The 18,060-nt window shown below is 62.1% G+C and carries 16 protein-coding genes; 5 read left to right on the top strand and 11 right to left on the bottom strand.

Annotated elements, in window-relative coordinates; all coding sequences use genetic code 11:
* The first annotated feature begins 3 nt into the window (after positions 1 to 3).
* A complete protein-coding gene (locus EEQ99_RS07835) occupies positions 4 to 1,065 on the top strand; it encodes an ABC transporter ATP-binding protein (RefSeq protein ID WP_028755809.1) in 1,062 nt (353 codons plus the stop codon).
* Between the two features lie 193 nt (positions 1,066 to 1,258).
* Positions 1,259 to 1,564 carry an NIPSNAP family protein gene (locus EEQ99_RS07830; protein WP_028755808.1) on the top strand — a complete coding sequence of 102 codons (306 nt, stop codon included), beginning with the start codon at positions 1,259 to 1,261 and terminating at the stop codon, positions 1,562 to 1,564.
* A 69-nt stretch (positions 1,565 to 1,633) separates the two neighbouring features.
* On the opposite strand, the gene EEQ99_RS07825 is transcribed toward EEQ99_RS07830, so the two are convergent.
* The 5 genes from EEQ99_RS07825 to EEQ99_RS07805 all read right to left on the bottom strand — a co-directional run bounded on the left by EEQ99_RS07825 (position 1,634) and on the right by EEQ99_RS07805 (position 6,971).
* On the bottom strand, positions 1,634 to 2,635 hold the full coding sequence (locus EEQ99_RS07825) for an ABC transporter ATP-binding protein (RefSeq protein WP_127430208.1): 1,002 nt from the start codon (positions 2,633 to 2,635) through the stop codon (positions 1,634 to 1,636).
* 10 nt (positions 2,636 to 2,645) lie between these two features.
* On the bottom strand, positions 2,646 to 3,704 hold the full coding sequence (locus EEQ99_RS07820) for a Gfo/Idh/MocA family protein (protein ID WP_028755806.1): 1,059 nt from the start codon (positions 3,702 to 3,704) through the stop codon (positions 2,646 to 2,648).
* Positions 3,701 to 4,540, bottom strand: coding sequence for a carbohydrate ABC transporter permease (locus EEQ99_RS07815; RefSeq protein ID WP_028755805.1), 840 nt, complete (start codon positions 4,538 to 4,540; stop codon positions 3,701 to 3,703). The genes EEQ99_RS07820 and EEQ99_RS07815 overlap by 4 nt, the downstream gene beginning before the upstream one ends.
* A gap of 9 nt (positions 4,541 to 4,549) precedes the next feature.
* The gene (locus tag EEQ99_RS07810) at positions 4,550 to 5,497 is read right to left on the bottom strand and encodes a carbohydrate ABC transporter permease (RefSeq protein ID WP_028755804.1); all 948 of its coding nucleotides are present in this window, start codon (positions 5,495 to 5,497) and stop codon (positions 4,550 to 4,552) included.
* 214 nt (positions 5,498 to 5,711) lie between these two features.
* Positions 5,712 to 6,971: an ABC transporter substrate-binding protein gene (locus EEQ99_RS07805; protein ID WP_047611009.1), complete on the bottom strand. Its 1,260-nt coding sequence runs from the start codon at positions 6,969 to 6,971 to the stop codon at positions 5,712 to 5,714.
* Positions 6,972 to 7,496: 525 nt separating this feature from the next.
* Between EEQ99_RS07805 and EEQ99_RS07800 the strand changes: the two genes are divergently transcribed.
* Both EEQ99_RS07800 and EEQ99_RS07795 read left to right on the top strand, forming a co-directional pair.
* A complete protein-coding gene (locus EEQ99_RS07800) occupies positions 7,497 to 8,381 on the top strand; it encodes a glucosamine kinase nucleotide-binding domain-containing protein (protein ID WP_127430207.1) in 885 nt (294 codons plus the stop codon).
* Complete coding sequence (locus EEQ99_RS07795; RefSeq protein ID WP_011652849.1) at positions 8,378 to 9,142, top strand: GntR family transcriptional regulator; 765 nt, start codon at positions 8,378 to 8,380, stop codon at positions 9,140 to 9,142. Before EEQ99_RS07800 ends, EEQ99_RS07795 begins: the two co-directional genes overlap by 4 nt.
* Before the next feature lie 133 nt (positions 9,143 to 9,275).
* Here EEQ99_RS07795 and metH read toward each other — a convergent pair whose 3' ends face one another.
* The gene (gene metH / locus EEQ99_RS07790; RefSeq protein WP_063474581.1) at positions 9,276 to 13,049 is read right to left on the bottom strand and encodes a methionine synthase; all 3,774 of its coding nucleotides are present in this window, start codon (positions 13,047 to 13,049) and stop codon (positions 9,276 to 9,278) included.
* 215 nt (positions 13,050 to 13,264) lie between these two features.
* On the opposite strand from metH, the gene EEQ99_RS07785 reads away from it, so the two are divergent.
* Positions 13,265 to 14,524, top strand: a complete 1,260-nt coding sequence (locus EEQ99_RS07785; protein WP_063474580.1) for an AGE family epimerase/isomerase — start codon at positions 13,265 to 13,267, stop codon at positions 14,522 to 14,524.
* A 3-nt stretch (positions 14,525 to 14,527) separates the two neighbouring features.
* Here the strand turns inward: EEQ99_RS07785 and EEQ99_RS07780 are convergent, their stop codons facing one another.
* The 5 genes from EEQ99_RS07780 to EEQ99_RS07760 form a co-directional block, all read right to left on the bottom strand.
* On the bottom strand, positions 14,528 to 15,151 hold the full coding sequence (locus EEQ99_RS07780; RefSeq protein WP_127430206.1) for a DUF2799 domain-containing protein: 624 nt from the start codon (positions 15,149 to 15,151) through the stop codon (positions 14,528 to 14,530).
* Positions 15,152 to 15,283: 132 nt separating this feature from the next.
* Positions 15,284 to 15,781, bottom strand: a complete 498-nt coding sequence (locus EEQ99_RS07775) for a heme-degrading domain-containing protein (RefSeq protein WP_028756352.1) — start codon at positions 15,779 to 15,781, stop codon at positions 15,284 to 15,286.
* A gap of 96 nt (positions 15,782 to 15,877) precedes the next feature.
* Entirely contained in the window at positions 15,878 to 16,489 is a 612-nt protein-coding gene (locus tag EEQ99_RS07770) for a flavin reductase family protein (protein ID WP_028756353.1), read from the bottom strand.
* Positions 16,490 to 16,492: 3 nt separating this feature from the next.
* Positions 16,493 to 17,236 carry an aspartate/glutamate racemase family protein gene (locus tag EEQ99_RS07765; protein WP_028756354.1) on the bottom strand — a complete coding sequence of 248 codons (744 nt, stop codon included), beginning with the start codon at positions 17,234 to 17,236 and terminating at the stop codon, positions 16,493 to 16,495.
* Between the two features lies 1 nt (position 17,237).
* A complete protein-coding gene (locus tag EEQ99_RS07760) occupies positions 17,238 to 18,059 on the bottom strand; it encodes an ABC transporter permease (RefSeq protein WP_047611022.1) in 822 nt (273 codons plus the stop codon).
* Position 18,060 lies beyond the last annotated feature (1 nt).

Here is an 18,060-nt window from a genome sequence, read left to right as displayed (position 1 = left end):
CTCATGTCCTTTCTCACACTGACCAACATTCAGAAATCCTTCGGCCCGGTTCAGGTCGTCAAGAACTTCAACATGAACATCGAGAAGGGTGAGTTCATCTCCTTCCTCGGCCCGTCAGGCTGCGGCAAGACGACTGTTCTGCGCATGATCGCCGGCTTCGAGACACCGACCGGCGGCACGCTGACCATCAACGGCAAGGACCAGAGCGCCCTGAAGCCGAACCAGCGCAATATCGGTATGGTCTTCCAGGCCTATGCATTGTTCCCCAACATGACCGTGCACGACAATGTCGCCTTCGGCCTCAAGGTCGCCGGCGCGCCGAAGCCTGAGATTGACGCCCGCGTCAAGGAAATGCTCGGCCTGATCAAACTCGATCACCTGGCCGACCGCTTCCCCTATCAGCTATCGGGCGGCCAGCAGCAGCGTGTCGCCCTTGCCCGCGCGCTTGCCGTCAAGCCGCAGGTGCTGCTGCTCGACGAGCCGCTCTCCGCGCTCGACGCCAAGATCCGCGTGTCGCTGCGCGAGGAAATCCGCCAGATCCAGCAGCAGCTCGGCATCACCACGGTCTTCGTCACCCACGACCAGGAAGAAGCTCTGTCGATCTCCGACCGCATTGTCGTCATGAATGCCGGCAAGGCTGACCAGATCGGTTCGCCCTTCGAGATCTACAACACGCCGGCGACACGCTTCGTCGCCTCCTTCGTCGGCACGTTGAACCTCATCGAGGCCAAGGTCATCGACCCCGGCGCCAACCGCATCCAGATCGGCGATCAGGGCGTGACGCTCAAGCAGTCGGTCGCCGCCCACAAGGCTGGCGAAACCATTTCGCTGGCGCTGCGTCCGGAAGCCGGTTCCCTCTCTGACAACGTCAAAAGCGATACGGCGCTAACCGGCCAGGTCGTCTCGGCCCACTTCCTGGGATCGGTCATCCGCACCCGTATGAATGTCGGCGGCAACGTCATCTCCTTCGACATGTTCAACAGCCCGGGCATCACCCCGCCGCAGGCCGGCGAAACGGTGACGCTGCGCTTCATGGCGGCCGACCTGCTGATCATCCGCGACTGATTTCGCCGATACCGTTCACGCAAAAGGCGCCGCGAAACGGCGCCTTTTTCATTTCAGGCTGGCCGACACGTCAGCAATCGTGATGCTGTCATCACTGCAAAGCACTTGAACTCTCTCAACGCGATGCCAGAAGGTGAGCAAACCAAATGAGCCGCACCCCTCCGCTCGGTGTTTTACGCAATGGGATATGTCAATGATTACCTGCCACCTGCGTTATGTGATCGATCCGTACAAGCTTGCCGAATTCGAGGAATATGCCCGGCTCTGGATTCCGATCGTCAACAGGATGGGCGGCACCCATCACGGTTATTTCCTGCCATCCGAAGGCGCCAACGACATTGCCGTTGCCTTGTTTTCCTTCCCGAGCCTTGCCGCCTATGAGGACTATCGCACGCGCATGGCGAGTGATCCGGAATGTCAGGCCGCTTTCGAACTCGACAAACGCAACCGCAGTATCGTCAGCTATGAACGTAGCTTCATGCGGCCCGTGCTTGGCTGATCGAACTCTTGCACGCCAACGGGAAGTGAAAGGCCCCGCAACACGGGGCTTTTTCGTTCTATCATGCCCTCAGCGGATCGCCTGGTCGTCGACATCGAAGCGGTGGACACGCGCCTGATCCGGCGTCGCATAGAGGATCTCGTCGGGCTCGTACTGATGCTCGCCGAACAGGCGTGCCGTCAGCAGGCCGCACTGGTCGGACTCCAGATAGATGATCGTATCGGCGCCGAGATGCTCGACATGCACGACCTTCGCCGCCCAACTCCCCTGCTCACGCGACAGCGTCATGTGTTCGGGCCGCACGCCGATCGTCTTGGCGCTGTGATCGCCAACCTTCTCGGCCGCGATGAAATTCATCTGCGGTGAGCCGATGAAGCCGGCGACGAAGACATTGGCCGGACGGTTGTAAAGCTCCATCGGCGAACCGATCTGTTCGATCGCGCCGGCATTCAACACGACGATCTTGTCGGCAAGCGTCATCGCCTCGACCTGATCGTGGGTCACATAGATCATCGTCGCCTTCAGGCTGCGGTGCAGCCGGGCGATTTCGAGGCGGGTCTGGACGCGTAGCGCCGCATCGAGGTTCGACAACGGTTCGTCGAACAGGAAGAGTTCCGGTTCGCGCACGATGGCGCGGCCGATCGCGACACGCTGGCGCTGGCCGCCGGAGAGCTCGGCCGGCCGCCGCGCCAGATATGGCTCCAGCGACAGCATGCCGGATGCCTTGCTGACACGCTTTTCGATCTCGTCCTTTGCGGTGCCGGCCTGCTTGAGGCCGAGCCCCATATTGTCCTTGACCGTCAGATGCGGATAGAGCGCGTAGGACTGGAACACCATGGCGATTCCGCGCCTGGCCGGCGGCGTCAGCGTCTCGTCGCGGCCGTTGATGACGACGGCGCCCGACGTGACGTCCTCGAGACCGGCAATGCTGCGCAGCAGCGTCGACTTCCCGCAGCCCGACGGACCGACGAAGATGACGAATTCACCGTCCTTGACTTCGAGGTCGATGCCTTTCAGCACTTCATGCGTGCCGTAGGTCTTGCGGATGGATTTGAGTTGAAGCGATCCCACTGTCTTTCCCTTACAATCTGACCGGCTGGCCGGTACGCACGCTCTCGTCGGCGGCAAGGCAGATGCGCAGCGATGCCACCGCATCCGCCATATGGCGGTCGAGGTTCAGATCCTCGCGGATCGCCCTCAGCATGAAGGCCTGTTCCAGGTCGCAAAGCGCCTGATGGCCGGGCTCGCCGGTCATCCTCATATCCTGGTCGGGCCGGATGAACTTGCCGTCCGCGCCGGTCTCGGCCGTGTGCAGACGGATCACGGAGGTCTTGGTGTGCGTGTCGATATCGTCGGACTTGGCGTTCGGATCCATGACAATGGAAACCGCACCCTTCGGCGACATCACGTCCTTCACGAAGAAGGCGGTCTCCGAGATCATCGGTCCCCAACCGGCTTCGTACCAGCCGACCGAACCGTCCTCGAACAGCACCTGCAGGTGACCGTAATTATACATGTCGGCGGCAATCTCGTCGGACATGCGCAGCCCCATGCCGCGCACCTCGACAGCCCTGGCATCAGTGATCTGGCACATGACGTCGACATAATGCACGCCGCAATCGACGATCGGCGAGGTGGTGCGCATCAGCGACTTGTGCGTCGCCCAGGTCGGGCCGCTGGACTGTTGGTTGAGGTTCATGCGGAAGACGTAAGGCGGGCCGAGCTTGCGCGCCTCCTCGATCAGCTTCATCCAGGAAGGGTGATGGCGAAGAATATAACCGATCACCAGCTTGCGCCCGGCCTTCCCAGCCGCCGCGACCACGCGCTCGGCATCGGCGACGGTGGTCGCCAGCGGTTTTTCGACGAAGACGTCGCAGCCGGCCTCGAAGGCGGCGACGGCATAATCGGCATGGCTGTCGGAATAGGTGTTGATCGAGCAGAGGTCCGGCTTCAGCTCGGCGAGCGCCGTCATGAAGTCGGGATGGATCGTATAGCCCTGCAGCTCGGGCTCCAGCTTCGGCGTCGAGCGGTTGACGAGACCAACGATCTCGAAGCCTGGATTGTTGTGATAGGCGAGCGCATGGCTGCGGCCCATATTGCCGAGGCCGGCAACGAGGACGCGGATCGGTTTTACGGTCACTTGACGGCTCCTGACGTGATGCCGCGGATCAGCTGCCGCGAGAAGATGACGTAGAGGACGAGGATCGGCAGGATCGCCAGCGACAGCGCCGCCAGCACCGCATTCCAGTTGGTGACGAACTGGCCGATGAAGATCTGCGAGCCGAGCGTCACCGTCTTGGTGGCCTCCGACGGCGCCAGGATCAGCGGGAACCAGAGGTCGTTCCAGATCGGGATCATCGTGAAGACGGCGACCGTCGCCATGGCCGGGCGCACCAGTGGCAGCACCAGCCGGAAGAAGATCGCATATTCGGAAAGCCCATCGATGCGCCCGGCATTCTTGAGGTCATCCGAAACCGTGCGCATGAATTCCGACAGGATGAAAATCGCCAGCGGTATGCCCTGCGCGGTATAGACGAGGATCAGCGCCGTCAGCGTGTTGACGAGGCCGGCCGCCACCATGCCCTGCAGGATCGCCACCGTGCCGAGACGGATCGGGATCATGATGCCGATCGCCATATAGAGCCCGAGCAGCGTATTGCCGCGGAAACGATATTCCGACAGGGCGAAGGCCGCCATGGCGCCGAAGAGCAGCACCAGCAGGATCGAGACGATCGTGACGATGAAGCTGTTCTGGAAATAGGTGGCGAAATCGCCCTGCCCCAGCACCGTCTGATAGCCGACAAGGCTGAAGGTCGACGGCGTCGGGATCATCAGCGGCTCGCGGAAGATCGAAGCGCGATCCTTGAACGAGTTGACGATGGTCAGAAACACCGGAAACAACGCGACCAGCGTATAGGCGCTCAGCGCCAGATGCACGAGGCCGGTGCGGATGGGAGATGTGCGTGCCTTGGACATGCGCGCTCCTCAGAACTGGTAGCGACGCATGCGCCGCTGGATGACGAAGAGATAAAGCGAGACGCCGGCGAGAATGATGAGGAACATCACCGTAGCGATCGTCGCGCCCATCGAGCGGTCGCCGAGCTGAAGCTGGAAACCGAAAAAGGTGCGGTAGAGCAAGGTGCCGAGAATGTCGGTCGACATGTCAGGCCCGGCGAGCGCCCCCTGCACGGTGTAGATCAGATCGAAGGCGTTGAAATTGCCGACGAAGGTCAGGATCGAGATGATGCCGATCGCCGGCAGGATGAGCGGCAGCTTGATCTTCCAGAATTGCGCCCAGCCGGTAATGCCGTCGCATTCGGCCGCCTCGATCACCTCTTCAGGGATGCTGAGAAGTGCGGCATAGATCAGCATCATCGGAATGCCGATATATTGCCAGTTCGAGATCAGCGACACCGCGATCAGCGCCGAACCGGACTTGCCGAGCCAGGGCGCGAACAGGAATTTCAAGCCGATGAGATCGAGCATCCAGGGCGCCACGCCCCAGATCGGCGAGAGGATCAGTTTCCAGATGAAGCCGACGATGACGAAGGACAAGAGCGTCGGCAGGAACATCGCCGTGCGGTAGAAGGCAACGCCGCGCAGTTTCGGCACCGAAAGCAGGGCGGCAAGCGCCACGCCGATCGGGTTCTGCACGCACATGTGGATGGCAAAGAAGATCAGGTTATTGACAAGGGCATTCCAGAAATCGCGCGCCCAGCGCGCATCGCCGAACAGCACCTTGAAATTCGCCAGTCCGACGAAGGCCGGCTGCCCGTCGACCATATTGTAAAGCGACAGCCGGAGGGTTTCGATGAGCGGCAGCACCATGACGGCGGAATAGACGATCAGGGCTGGCAGCATGAAGACGAAAATGTGCCAGCGCACCGGGCGCTTGAGCGGGACGATATCGGCCGCGTTGTTGGTTTCGCTCATGGCTTTTGCCTGTTCATGTCGACTGGCTGCAAGGGCAGCACAGGTGGAAAACGTTGCGCCTCACCCGGACTCTCCACCACCTGGGAAGAAAGGAACGCCCTGCTGGGATGCTATGTCGGGCTGGGAGGTCGCTGCGAATCTCCTTCTCCCCGCACGCGGGGAGAAGGTGGCCGGCAGGCTGGATGAGGGGCAGCAAACGCCGCCCCTGATCACATCACTTGGCCGGCTTGTACCAGCTGTCGAGGCCCTTCTGGAGCTTTTCGGCAGCAACCGCCGGCGTATCCGTGCCGTTGATGACGTTGGCCGATTCGACCCAGGTCTCGTTTTCGAGGTTCGGCGTGCCGCGCGACAGGATCTGATAGGTCGAGCGCACCGTCGACTTGTACGGGCCGCGCCAGGAAACGAATTCCTGAGCGAGCGGATCGGACATCTTGACCGGGTTGGAGTTCAGGCTGAAGAAGCCCGGCAGCGCGTTGGCGTAGATATCGGCGAACTCAGGCGAAGCAACCCAAGTGAGGAACTTCTTGGCTTCCTCAGCATGCGCGCTCTTCGCGTTCAGGCCGACCGCAATGTCAGGATGGTCGGAGATGTAGCCCGTGTCGCCAGCCTTTGGAACCGGCGGCGGGAAGGCGCCCATCTTGAACTGTGCCTGGCTGTTGAACAGCGCGATTTCCCACGAGCCGGCCGGGTAGATCGCGGCACGGCCGAGCGTGAAGAGGTTCTGGCTGTCGGAGTAGGTCTGAGCTTCGAAGCCGTCGCCGAGATAGGGCTTCCACTTGGCAAGCTCTTCATAGGGCTTGACCCAGTCGGCGTCGGTCAGCTTCTGCTTGCCGGCGATCAGGGCGGCGCGGCCGTCCTCACCCTTCCAGTAGTTCGGGCCGATGTTCTGGTAGCCCATGGTGGCGGCTTCCCAGAGGTCCTTCGTGCCCATGGCGAGCGGGATGTAGGTGCCGTCGGCCTTGATCTTGTCGAGCGCTGCGTAGAACTCGTCCTGCGTCTTCGGCACCGAGATGCCGAGCTTGTCGAAGGCATCCTTGTTGTAGATGAAGCCGTGGATGACCGAAGCCATCGGCACGCAGAAGGTCGACTTGCCGTCGTCGGTCGTCCAGGCGGCCTTTGCGACCGGCGAGAAGTTCTCCATACCCGGCAGATCATTCAGGCTCGTCAAGTTGCCGCTCTTGAACAGGGCCAGCGACTTGTCGAAGGGACGGCAGGTGATGATGTCGCCGGCGCTGCCGGCATCGATCTTGGCAGACGTTGCAGCATCGTATTCGGTCGGTGCTGTCGGCGAGAAGACGAGTTTGATGCCCGGGTTCTTGGCTTCGAAGGCCGGGATGATCTTCTCCTGCCAGATCTGCAGGTCGTCATTGCGCCAGCTTTCGATCGTCAGCGTGACGTCGGCGGCATGGACGAGGCCTGCTGACGTCAGCAGGCTGGATGCAAGCAGGAAGCTTTTCAGAGCAGTGTTTTTCATTTCCCTCTCCTGTTTAAGCGCCGCGAGGCGCTGTTTTCGATCTGAAACAAGCAATTGGCGTGCCTGAGGCAACACCCAACGCCCCTTGGAGGACCGCCAGCAATGCCGGTCCCGAAAGCTCGACGGACACGAAGGCGGATCGCCTGCGGCCGGACTGCGCACCTTCCCAGCGGCTACACCGGGGCGGCGAAATGATGGGGAAAGCCGATGAATGCCCGAATTCGCCACAAGCCCGATAGGCCAGTGGGTCGTCATCTCGATCACCTTCGTAGCGGTTCCGGCTTGGCTTAACTGCCGGTTTTCGTGGGCTTCGAAGTGCTGTTCCCTTTTGCGGAATTAATGCCAAAAAAATACCAATTGTCCAGCCGAATTTAACTTTTCGGCCTGAGAAAATTCGTTAAAAAATTAAATCCAGTGAAATCAATGAGATAAAAAGATTGATTTTCTCCCTCATTCCCACTTGGTAAATGGTATTTTTTTGGTATTGTATTAAAAAACATAGGGAACGGTATATTCGGAGGCCCGATGACGGAGCTTGCAATCGGCATAGACGGCGGCGGAACGAGCTGCCGGGCCGCAGTCGCGGACGGAAACGGCAATGTCATCGGCCGCGGCAAATCAGGCCCTGCCAACATTCTGTCGGATCTCGAAAACTCTCTTCTCAATATCGTCGAATCCGCCCGGCAGGCGCTGTGCGATGCCGGGCTTGCTGCTGAAACCATCTCCTCCGTCGCAGCCGTCGTCGGCGTCGCCGGTGCCAACGTCGGCGATTACGGCAGACGAATCGAAACGGCCCTGCCCTTTACCGAAGGTCGCGTCGTCACCGATGCGCTGATTGCCCTGCAGGGTGCGCTCGGCGATGCCGACGGTATCGTTGGCGCCTTCGGCACCGGCTCGGTCTATAATGCCCGTAGGGATGGCCGGCTGAACGGCATCGGCGGCTGGGGTTTCGTCGTTGGGGACCAGGCAAGCGGCGCCCGCCTCGGCCGCGACCTAATGGAACGATCGCTGCTCGCCCATGACGGGGTGCGGCCGGCATCGCCGATCACCGAAGCGGTCATGGCCGAATACGGCAACGATCCCGAGCGCATCGTCGAATTCGCGCATTCGGCAAGACCGAAGGACTTTGCCCGCTACGCACCTGTTGTCTTCGAACATGCGGCCAAGGGCGATACTGTTGCGGTTGGCATCGTCACCGACGCCGCGACCGCGATCGGCGAAAGCCTCGAGGCGCTGCTCTGGCCCGAATGCCCGTCGATCTGCCTGCTCGGCGGCCTTGCCGAAGCCTATGAACCCTGGCTTGCCGAACGTTACAGGCTGCTGCTCGCCAAACCGAAGGGCGATGCCCTGCAGGGCGCGGCGGGACTTGCGGTGAAGCTCCTGAACAACAGGCAGAGAGGTGCGGCATGAGCGACGACCTCGCTACCATCCTATCCCTGGAGCGCCTGCAGGCTGCCGGTACCGGCCCGCTCTACGTCAAGCTGCGCCGCATGCTCGAAGAGGCCGTGCGCACCGGCACGCTCGGCCACGGCGATGCGCTGCCGCCGGAACGCGACATCGCCGAATTCGCCGCCGTCAGCCGCGTCACCGTCCGCAAGGCGATCGACGAATTGGTCGCCGACGGCCTGCTGGTGCGCCGCCACGGCTCGGGCACCTTCGTCGCCAAGCCGGTCTCCAAGGTCGAGCAACGCCTGTCGCAGTTGACCTCCTTCACCGAGGATATGGCGCGCCGCGGCATGTCCTCCCGCTCCGAATGGCTGCACAAGGGCATCCACACCCCCTCGCCCGACGAGATGATGATTCTCGGCCTCGGCACCGACGTCAAGGTTTCGCGCCTCTCCCGCCTGCGCATCGCCGACGACCAGCCGCTGGCGATCGAGAATGCCAGCGTTTCCGGCGAGTTCCTGCCCGATCCCTCGGCCGTCACCAATTCGCTCTATGCTGAACTCGAACGCCTCCAGGTCCGCCCGGTACGCGCGGTGCAGCGCATCTCGGCAACCAATATGAAGGAAGCCGACGCCCAGCTTCTCGGCGTCTCGGTCGGTGCGGCCGGCCTGTCGATCGAGCGCATCTCCTATCTTGGCTCCGGCCGCGCCGTGGAATTCACCCGCTCGCTCTATCGCGGCGACGCCTATGATTTCGTCGCGGAGCTGACGATCGCGGTGACTTGAACCGCAAGGCCGACATCATCGGCTCAAAAGAAAAATCTTCTTGATTTTCAAAAGCATGGAGCCGGAAAGTGATTCACTTCCGGCTCCCTCCTTTCTTGAATTATTTTATCAGCGGAAGACGCCAAACGGCTGGTTACGCCGCGTCGTCGATCTCCTCATCCGCCTTGCGCGGCACGTAGTTCAGCACCGGTCCGAGCCAGCGCTCGACTTCGGAAACCTCCATGCCCTTGCGCCTGGCATAATCTTCCACCTGATCGCGCTCGATTTTGGCGACACCGAAATAATAGGAGTCAGGGTGGCCGATATAGAGGCCGGAGACCGAGGAACCCGGCCACATCGCATAACTTTCCGTCAGCTTCACGCCGGCCGCTTTTTCAGCGTCGAGCAGCTTGAAGAGCGTTGCCTTTTCGGTGTGGTCAGGCTGGGCGGGATAACCGGGCGCGGGGCGGATGCCGGCATAAGCTTCGGTGATGAGATCCTCTTTGCTGAGCGTCTCGTTCTTGGCATAGCCCCAATATTCTCGACGCACCTGCTCATGCATACGCTCGGCAAAAGCTTCGGCGAAACGGTCGGCCAGCGCCTTGACCAGGATCGAAGAATAATCATCGTTCGCCCGTTCGAAACGCTCGGCAATGGCGATTTCCTCAATACCGGCCGTCACCACGAAGCCGCCGACATAATCCTGAACCCCGCTTGTGACAGGCGCGACGAAGTCGGAGAGCGCCACGTTTGGCCGCCCGTCCCGCTTCGAAAGCTGCTGGCGCAGGGTATAGAAGGTCTCAAGCTCCTGCGTCCTGCTCTCGTCGGTGAACAACCGGATATCGTCGCCGACGGCGCCGGCCGGCCAGAAGCCGATGACGGCGCGCGGGCGGAACCACTTCTCGTCGATGATCTTCTTGAGCATGGCTTGCGCATCGGTCCAGAGCGCGCGCGCTGCCTCGCCCTGCTTCTCGTCTTCGAGAATGGCGGGGTAACGGCCGCGCAGTTCCCAGGTCTGGAAGAACGGCGTCCAGTCGATATATTTGGCAAGTTCGGCCAGATCGTAATCCTCGAACACCCGCGTGCCGAAGAATTGCGGCTTCACCGGCTGGTAGGCAGACCAGTCGATCTTGTGAGCATTCTCGCGAGCCCGGGGCAACGGCAGGCGCACCTTCTCGGCCTCGCTGCGCGCATGGGCGGCCGCCACCTTGGCATATTCGGCTCTTATATCGTCGACATAGCCCTGGCGGGTCTCCGGCGAGAGCAGCGCCGAGACGACGCCAACAGCGCGGCTGGCATCGGTCACATAGATCGTCTGCCCGTTGTTGTAGCCGGGATGAATCTTCACGGCCGTATGCACGCGGCTGGTCGTCGCCCCGCCGATCAAGAGCGGGATCTTGAAACCCTGCCGCTCCATCTCGGCCGCAACGTGCACCATCTCGTCGAGCGACGGCGTGATCAGGCCCGAAAGGCCGATGACGTCGACCTTCTCGGCGATCGCCGTTTCGAGGATCTTCGTCGCCGGCACCATGACGCCGAGGTCGACGATCTCGTAATTGTTGCAGGCCAGCACGACGCCGACGATGTTCTTGCCGATATCGTGCACGTCGCCCTTGACCGTCGCCATCAGGATCTTGCCGGCCGACTGGCGCTCTTCGCCGCCGTTGAGGCGCTTTTCCTCTTCCATGTAGGGCAGCAGCACGGCGACCGCCTGCTTCATGACACGCGCCGACTTGACCACCTGCGGCAGGAACATCTTGCCCGAACCGAAGAGATCGCCGACGACGTTCATGCCGGCCATCAGCGGGCCCTCGATGACATGCAGCGGCCGGGCGGCCTGCTGGCGCGCCTCCTCGGTATCGGCCTCGATATATTCGGTAACGCCGTTGACCAGCGCATGTTCGAGACGCTTCTCGACACTCCATTCGCGCCAGGAGAGATCCTGGACCCGGCCTTCCCGGGCGCCGGCGCCGCGGAAGCGCTCGGCCACTTCGAGCAGCCGTTCGGTGCCGTCGGGGCGGCGGTTCAGCACCACGTCCTCGCAGGCCTCGCGCAGCTCGGGATCGATGTTGTCGTAGACCGCCAGCTGGCCGGCATTGACGATGCCCATGTCCATGCCCGCCTGGATGGCGTGGTAGAGGAACACGGCGTGCATCGCCTCGCGCACCGGCTCGTTGCCGCGGAACGAGAAGGACAGGTTCGAAACGCCGCCGGAAATATGCACCAGCGGCATGCGCTCACGGATCGTCCGCGTCGCCTCGATGAAATCGACGCCGTAATTATTGTGCTCTTCGATGCCGGTCGCGACCGCGAAAATGTTCGGATCGAAGATGATATCCTCGGGCGGGAAGCCGATCTTCTCGGTCAGCAGCTTGTAGGCGCGCGTGCAGATTTCCACCTTGCGCTCATAGCTGTCGGCCTGTCCGGTCTCGTCGAAGGCCATGACGACGACGGCCGCGCCGTAATTGTGCAACAGCCGCGCCTGGGCGAGGAAATTCTCCTCGCCTTCCTTCAGCGAGATCGAGTTGACGATCGGCTTGCCCTGGACGCGCTTCAGGCCGGATTCGATGATCGAGAACTTCGACGAATCGATCATCACGGGCACGCGGGCGATGTCAGGCTCGGCGGCGATCAGGTTGAGGAACTCGACCATCGCCTTTTCGGAATCGATCAGGCCCTCGTCCATGTTGATGTCGATCACCTGCGCGCCGTTCTCGACCTGGTCGCGGGCGACGTCGAGCGCTGCCGTATAATCGGCATTGGTGATCAGCTTGCGGAACTTCGCCGAGCCGGTGACGTTGGTACGCTCGCCGACATTGACGAAGGGAATGTCCTTGGTCAGCTCGAAAGGTTCGAGGCCTGACAGCGACATGAAGGGACGATGCTCGGGGATCGGCCGCGGCTTGTACTTGGCGACGGTCTCGGCGATCGCCCTGATATGTTCCGGCGTCGAACCGCAGCAGCCACCGACGATATTGACGAGGCCTTCGCGGGCGAAGCTGTCGATCTGCGCGGCCATCAGCTCCGGCGTTTCGTCATACTGACCGAATTCGTTCGGCAGGCCGGCATTCGGATAGGCGCAGATGAAGGTGTCGGCGACGCCCGAAAGTTCCTGCAGATGCGGGCGCATGGCGTTGGCGCCGAGCGCGCAGTTGAGACCGATCGTAAAGGGATTGGCATGGCGCACCGAGTTCCAGAAGGCCGAAGGCGTCTGGCCGGACAGGGTGCGACCGGACAGATCGGTGATCGTGCCGGAGATCATCACCGGCAGGCGCACGCCCTTGGCCGCGAAGCGCTCCTCGCAGGCGAAGATCGCCGCCTTGGCGTTCAGCGTGTCGAAGATCGTCTCGATGAGGATGATGTCGGCGCCGCCGTCGATCAAGCCGTCGATCTGCTCGCCATAGGCGGAACGCAGATCGTCGAAGGTGACGGCGCGAAAGCCGGGATTGTTGACATCAGGCGAGATCGAGGCGGTGCGGTTGGTCGGGCCGATGGCGCCGGCGACGAAGCGGCGGCGGCCGTCCTCGCGTTCAGCGCGCTGTGCCGCCCGGCGCACGATCTCGGCACCTTCCTTGTTGAGGTCGTAGACCGCGCCTTCCATCTCGTAATCGGCCTGCGCGATGCGGGTCGAGGAGAAGGTGTTGGTCTCGAGAATGTCGGCGCCGGCCTTGGCGTATTTGTAGTGGATCTCTTCGATCGCGTCCGGCTGGGTCAGGATCAGAAGGTCGTTATTGCCCTTCTGGTGACAGGCGCAGCCGATGAAGCGTGTCCCGCGGAACTGGTCTTCGTCATAGCCGAGCCCCTGGATCTGTGTGCCCATGGCTCCGTCGAGGACAAGGATGCGCTCGCTCGCGGCTTGTTTCAAAGCCGCGAAAACTTCACGGCCGTCACGCTTGCCCGTTTCCGGACCAAAGAGATTGTCAAACACGGGAGGGCTCCTTGACGTCATAAGACCAGACTTCCAAATCACATAAAGATATCTTTATGTCAATATATGCCTATCGATTTCGTGCTTTGCAAGGCTACAGCACCGCGCGCCTTTTCAGACGCGCAAAGGACGGCCGATGCGATAGACCGATGACAGGCTTGCTCGACCTCTATATAGGCGTTTGCAACGCTTGTGCACGAAATCGGAGGAGCATCATGGCACCCGCAACCGGCAATGCCGCGCTTGGAAACTGGACGACCCGCGCCTATCATCGCGACTGGCTGCTCAACCAGGCGAACGGCCTCTTCGATTTCTTCCAGCACAATTCGGTCAACCCCAAGGGCGGTTTCTACGATCTCGACGACCAAGGCAGGCCTCTCGACGCCGAGGGCCAGGTTCGCGGCATCCATATTGCCGCGCGCGCCGTGCATTGCTTCTCGATCGGCGCCCTGCTCGGCCGTCCGGGCGCTGCCGACGTCGCCGACCACGGCATGAACTATATCTGGAACCATCATCGCGACCGGAAAAACGGCGGCTATTTCTGGTCGCTTAACAATGACGGTCCGGTCGATTCCAACAAGCAGGGCTATGGCCATGCATTCGTGCTGCTGGCCGCCTCCTCCGCAAAGACCATCGGCCATCCGCTTGCCGACGGCATGCTCAATGATATCACCGAGATCCTCAACACAAAGTTCTGGGAAGCCAAGCACGGCGCAATCGCGGAGGAATTCACCGCCGACTGGCAGCCGCTCGACGGCGGCGCCTATCGCGGCCAGAACTCCAACATGCACCTGACCGAAGCGCTGATGGCGGCCTTCGAAGCGACCGGCGACAGGCAATATCTGACCAAGGCCGAAAGCATCGCCGATCTCGTCATCCGCCGCGCGGCCGGTTCGGTCGACTGGCGCGTCGCCGAGCATTTCGACGCCGAATGGAAGCTCGACAAGACCTATTATCATCCGAACGAAATGTTCCGCCCGGCCGGCACGACGCCCGGCCATTGGCTGGAATGGGCTCGCCTGATCCTGCAGCTCTGGGCGCTCGGCGGCAAACGCATCGAATGGATGCCGGATGCGGCGAAGGCGCTGTTTGCCCAATCCATGGCGCTCGGCTGGGACAACGACAAGGGCGGCTTCTTCTATACGCTCGACTGGGACGACAAGCCCGCCAAGCGCAACAAGCTCTGGTGGCCGGCCTGCGAAGGTGCGGCTGCCGCCCATTTCCTCAACGAACATCTGCCGAGCGATTTCCACGAGGAGAGCTACCGCAAGATCTGGAACGTGATCGAGCGCGCCTTCATCGACCACAAGAACGGCGGCTGGCATGAGGAACTGACGGAAGATCTCGTGCCCTCGCACTCGCTCTTCCCCGGCAAGGGCGATATCTACCACGCGCTGCAGGCCTGCCTCATCCCGCTCTTCCCGGCAACCGGCAGCCTGACGAAGGGCATCGCCGAGGCCAACGGCAAGCTCTGAGCTTCAGTAACCCGGCGCCGGCAGTTCGGCGCTCGGGTTGCGCTGGAACCATTCGACATCCTCGTTGACGCGGTCGAGATCGTCCTGCACGTCGCGCTGGTCGCGGCGGATGTCGTGCATGTCGTCTTCCAGATCCTCGATCCGCCGGCGCAGTTCCGAGCGGTCGCCATCCTTGGCGTCCTTCAGTTTGTCGGAAAGCTCGTCAATGCTCATCTCCTTGGAGCTATAGTCGTTCTGCATCGAGTTGAGGCGTTCCTGCAGCCCGTGCTGCTTGCTGCCGAGGTTGAAGCCGCGCAGGAACCCCGGCGCGGCTTCCGGTGGGCAGACATTGGCATAGCCGCTGCCCGCCTGGCCGCGTGAAAGCCCGCTGAGCGGCGTGCAGTAGCGCACCAGGCCCGCTTGATAGCCCTGGAACCAGATCGACTGATCGGGGATGATCTTGACCCGTTCGCAGGATTTCGCATGGGCGGCGAAACGCTGCTGCGGCTCGTAGCCCGCCGCCCCGTCACTCTCACCGATCACCCGCCAGTCGGCGGCGACGCATTCCTCCTTGGACAGCGTGTTGCAGGAGGCAAGGAAAAGGCCGAAGCCGACAATGGCGGCAAGCGCAAGAAACAAGCGGATCATGGCGTCCCGGGGTAAAATAGGAGTGCGATGCCGCAGCTTAGCCGCAGGATAGGGCCGCGTCACCGGAGCGGCGACACGATTTTGCAGTTTTCATGGCTTTTTTCTGTCAAAATTACGGCAGGAAAGGTCGCATCAGAGCGGCGGGGCAAGCCGCAACGTATCCAGATCCTTCGCCAGCATCAGCGCCAGTGCCTCGACCGCGAGATTGTGGTCGTCGCGCTGCGGCAGGCCGGAGACAGTGACGGCGCCGATGCAACCGGTGCCCTTGACGTTGATCGGAAAACTGCCGCCATGCGGCGCATAGTCGGCGCCATCAAGCCCATTGTCTTCGACCGTCTTGCCGTCCTTCTGCAACTTCAGGCCGGAGGCATAGCTGCTGCGGAAATAGCGCAACACCATGTTGCGCTTGCGGCGGACCCAATTGACGTTATCGGGCGTCACGCCAGGGAGTGCCGCGTAAAACACCGGCATCGAATGCAAGGTCACATCGATCGCGATGCCGAGGCCGCGCTCGGTGGCGAGTTCCTGCAGGAGCTTGCCGAGCTGCCATGCCGTCGTCAGGTCGAAAGCGTCGAAGCTCAGCGCTTTCTCCTGCTCCGCGATCCGGCTGAGATCGTTCTCGATTGTCATGGGTAAGCGCTCCTCTGCCGCGATAATCCGTGCAGACCATTCGCGCGGGAGCCGAAAAAGTAAAGCAAAACTTGGGCCTATGGCCTATCGCACCCGTCAGAGCTTCGGCGTCAGCATCTCGAAACGGTCGCGGATGGTGGCGCAGGTATCGCCGCCGAGCCTTGCAATCGCATCGACCGCTGCCGGATCGACATGCAGCCTTTGCGGATCGACGACCCCGTCGCGGTAATGCGCATAGACGATCTCACCCATGACGATCTGCCGCGAGCGGCCGAGTTCCAGCGTCACATGCCGCCGGCATTCGAAGGCGGCCGGCGCCTCGGCGATGAAGGGCGAAGCGACCTTCTCGCCCGGCATCGCCGTCAGCCCCGCCTGCTTCAGCTCGTCGACGCCGCGCGGATATTTGGCGCCGCAGACATGCATCGCCTCGGCGATGGCGAAGGAGACGATATTGACCGTGAACACCTCGGTCATGCGGATATTGTGGCCCGTGTCCTTGAACGACATGTCGGCATTGTTCTCGACCCCGATCGCAAGGATCGGCGGATCGGCAGAAAGGCAGTTGAAGAAGCTGAAGGGCGCGGCGTTGATCCGGCCGTCCTCATCCACCGTCGTCACCAGCGCGATCGGCCGCGGGATGATCGTGCCGATCATCAGCTTGTAGCGTTCGCGCTCGCTGAGCTGTTTGAAATCGAAGGAAACGGACATGGCTCAGCCGGCTTTCCGGACTGGCGCAAAACCGCTCATCGCCCCGCTGAAGGGTTTCGGCAGCGGCGAGGCATAGGAGCCGCGCTTGCTGGTGGAAAGCCCGAGCGACACCAGCGCCTCGGCCTGCTTGACGGCGGCCGCAACGCCGTCGACGACCGGCACGCCGTAGATCTCCTGCAGCTCGCGCGCCAGATCGGTCATGCCGGCGCAGCCGAGCACGATCGCCTCGGCGCCGTCCTCTGAAAGCGCCCGCTCGATCTCGGCCCTGAGCTTGCCGATTGCGCCCGAGGCCGCATCTTCCAGCTCCAGCACCGGGATGTCGGAGGCCCGCACCTTGGCGCGCTCGCCCATGCCGTAGCGGCGCACGAGATTGTCGATCAGCACCCGCGAGCGCTCCAGCGTCGTCACCACGGTGAAGCGCTGCGCCAGGAATCCTGCCGTCACCACGGCGGATTCGCAAAGCCCGAGGATCGGCACATCGGCAAAGCTCCGTGCCGCTTCGAGCCCGGTATCGTCGAAGCAGGCGATCACAGCCGCGTCATAGCCGACCGCCTGCCGCTCCTGGAGTTCAGAGAGCAGACCGGGGATCGCCAGCGCGCCGTCGTAATGTCCCTCGATGGAAACCGGCCCCATGCGCGACGTCGCGGCGATGATCTCCGTGCCGGAGGCTGCCACCGCACGCGCGGCGGTCGCGGCCTTCTCGGTCATGGAGGCCGTTGTGTTCGGATTGACGATGAGGATGCGCATATCAGTTTATCTTTGCCTGCCGCCGGCTGAGCATCATCATGATGCCAAGGGCGATGAGTATGATGGTGAAGGAAAACAGCGTCGTCACCGTGCCGAGCGCATAGAGCACCGGCGTCGTGACGTTGGTCGTCATGCCGTAGATTTCGAGCGGCAAGGTGTTGTAGCTGCCTGAGGTCATCAGCGTGCGGGCAAATTCGTCATAGGAGAGCGTGAAGCCGAACAAGCCGACGCCGATCAGGCTTGGCGCGATCATCGGCAGCACGACATGGCGGAACGTCTGCCAGGAGCTGGCGCCGAGATCGCGCGCCGCCTCTTCGTAAGCCGGCGAGAAACGGTTGAAGACGGCAAACATGATCAGCACGCCGAAGGGCAGCGTCCAGGTGAGATGCGCGCCGAAGGCCGACGAATACCAGGCGGGCTTCAGCCCTCCCTGCTGGAAGACCACGCCGATGCCGAGCGAGATGATGATCGACGGCACGACGAGGCTTGCGACCGTGGCGTAAAACAGCGCGGTCGAACCGCGGAAGCGGCGGCGGAAGGCAAGCCCGGCAAGCAGCGACACGACGACCGTCACCGCCATCACCATCAGCCCGAGGGTGAAGGAACGGCGGAACGAGGCGCCGAAATCGCCGACCGCCTGCTTCTCGAACAGGTTGAAGAACCAATGGGTGGAAACGCCGTTCATCGGGAAGGTCAGGCCGCCGTCCGGTCCCTGGAAGGAGAGGATCAGGATCGCCGAAAGCGGGCCGTAGAGAAACAGTACGAAGATGATGAAGAAGATCGCCAGCAGATAGAATTGCAGGCCGCGTTTTTCGTGGTTCATC

The sequence above is a fragment of the Rhizobium anhuiense genome (assembly GCF_003985145.1).
GTDB lineage: Bacteria > Pseudomonadota > Alphaproteobacteria > Rhizobiales > Rhizobiaceae > Rhizobium > Rhizobium anhuiense.
The sequence above is the reverse complement of the archived record's forward strand: the minus strand, read 5'-3'. Positions and strand labels throughout refer to the sequence as shown.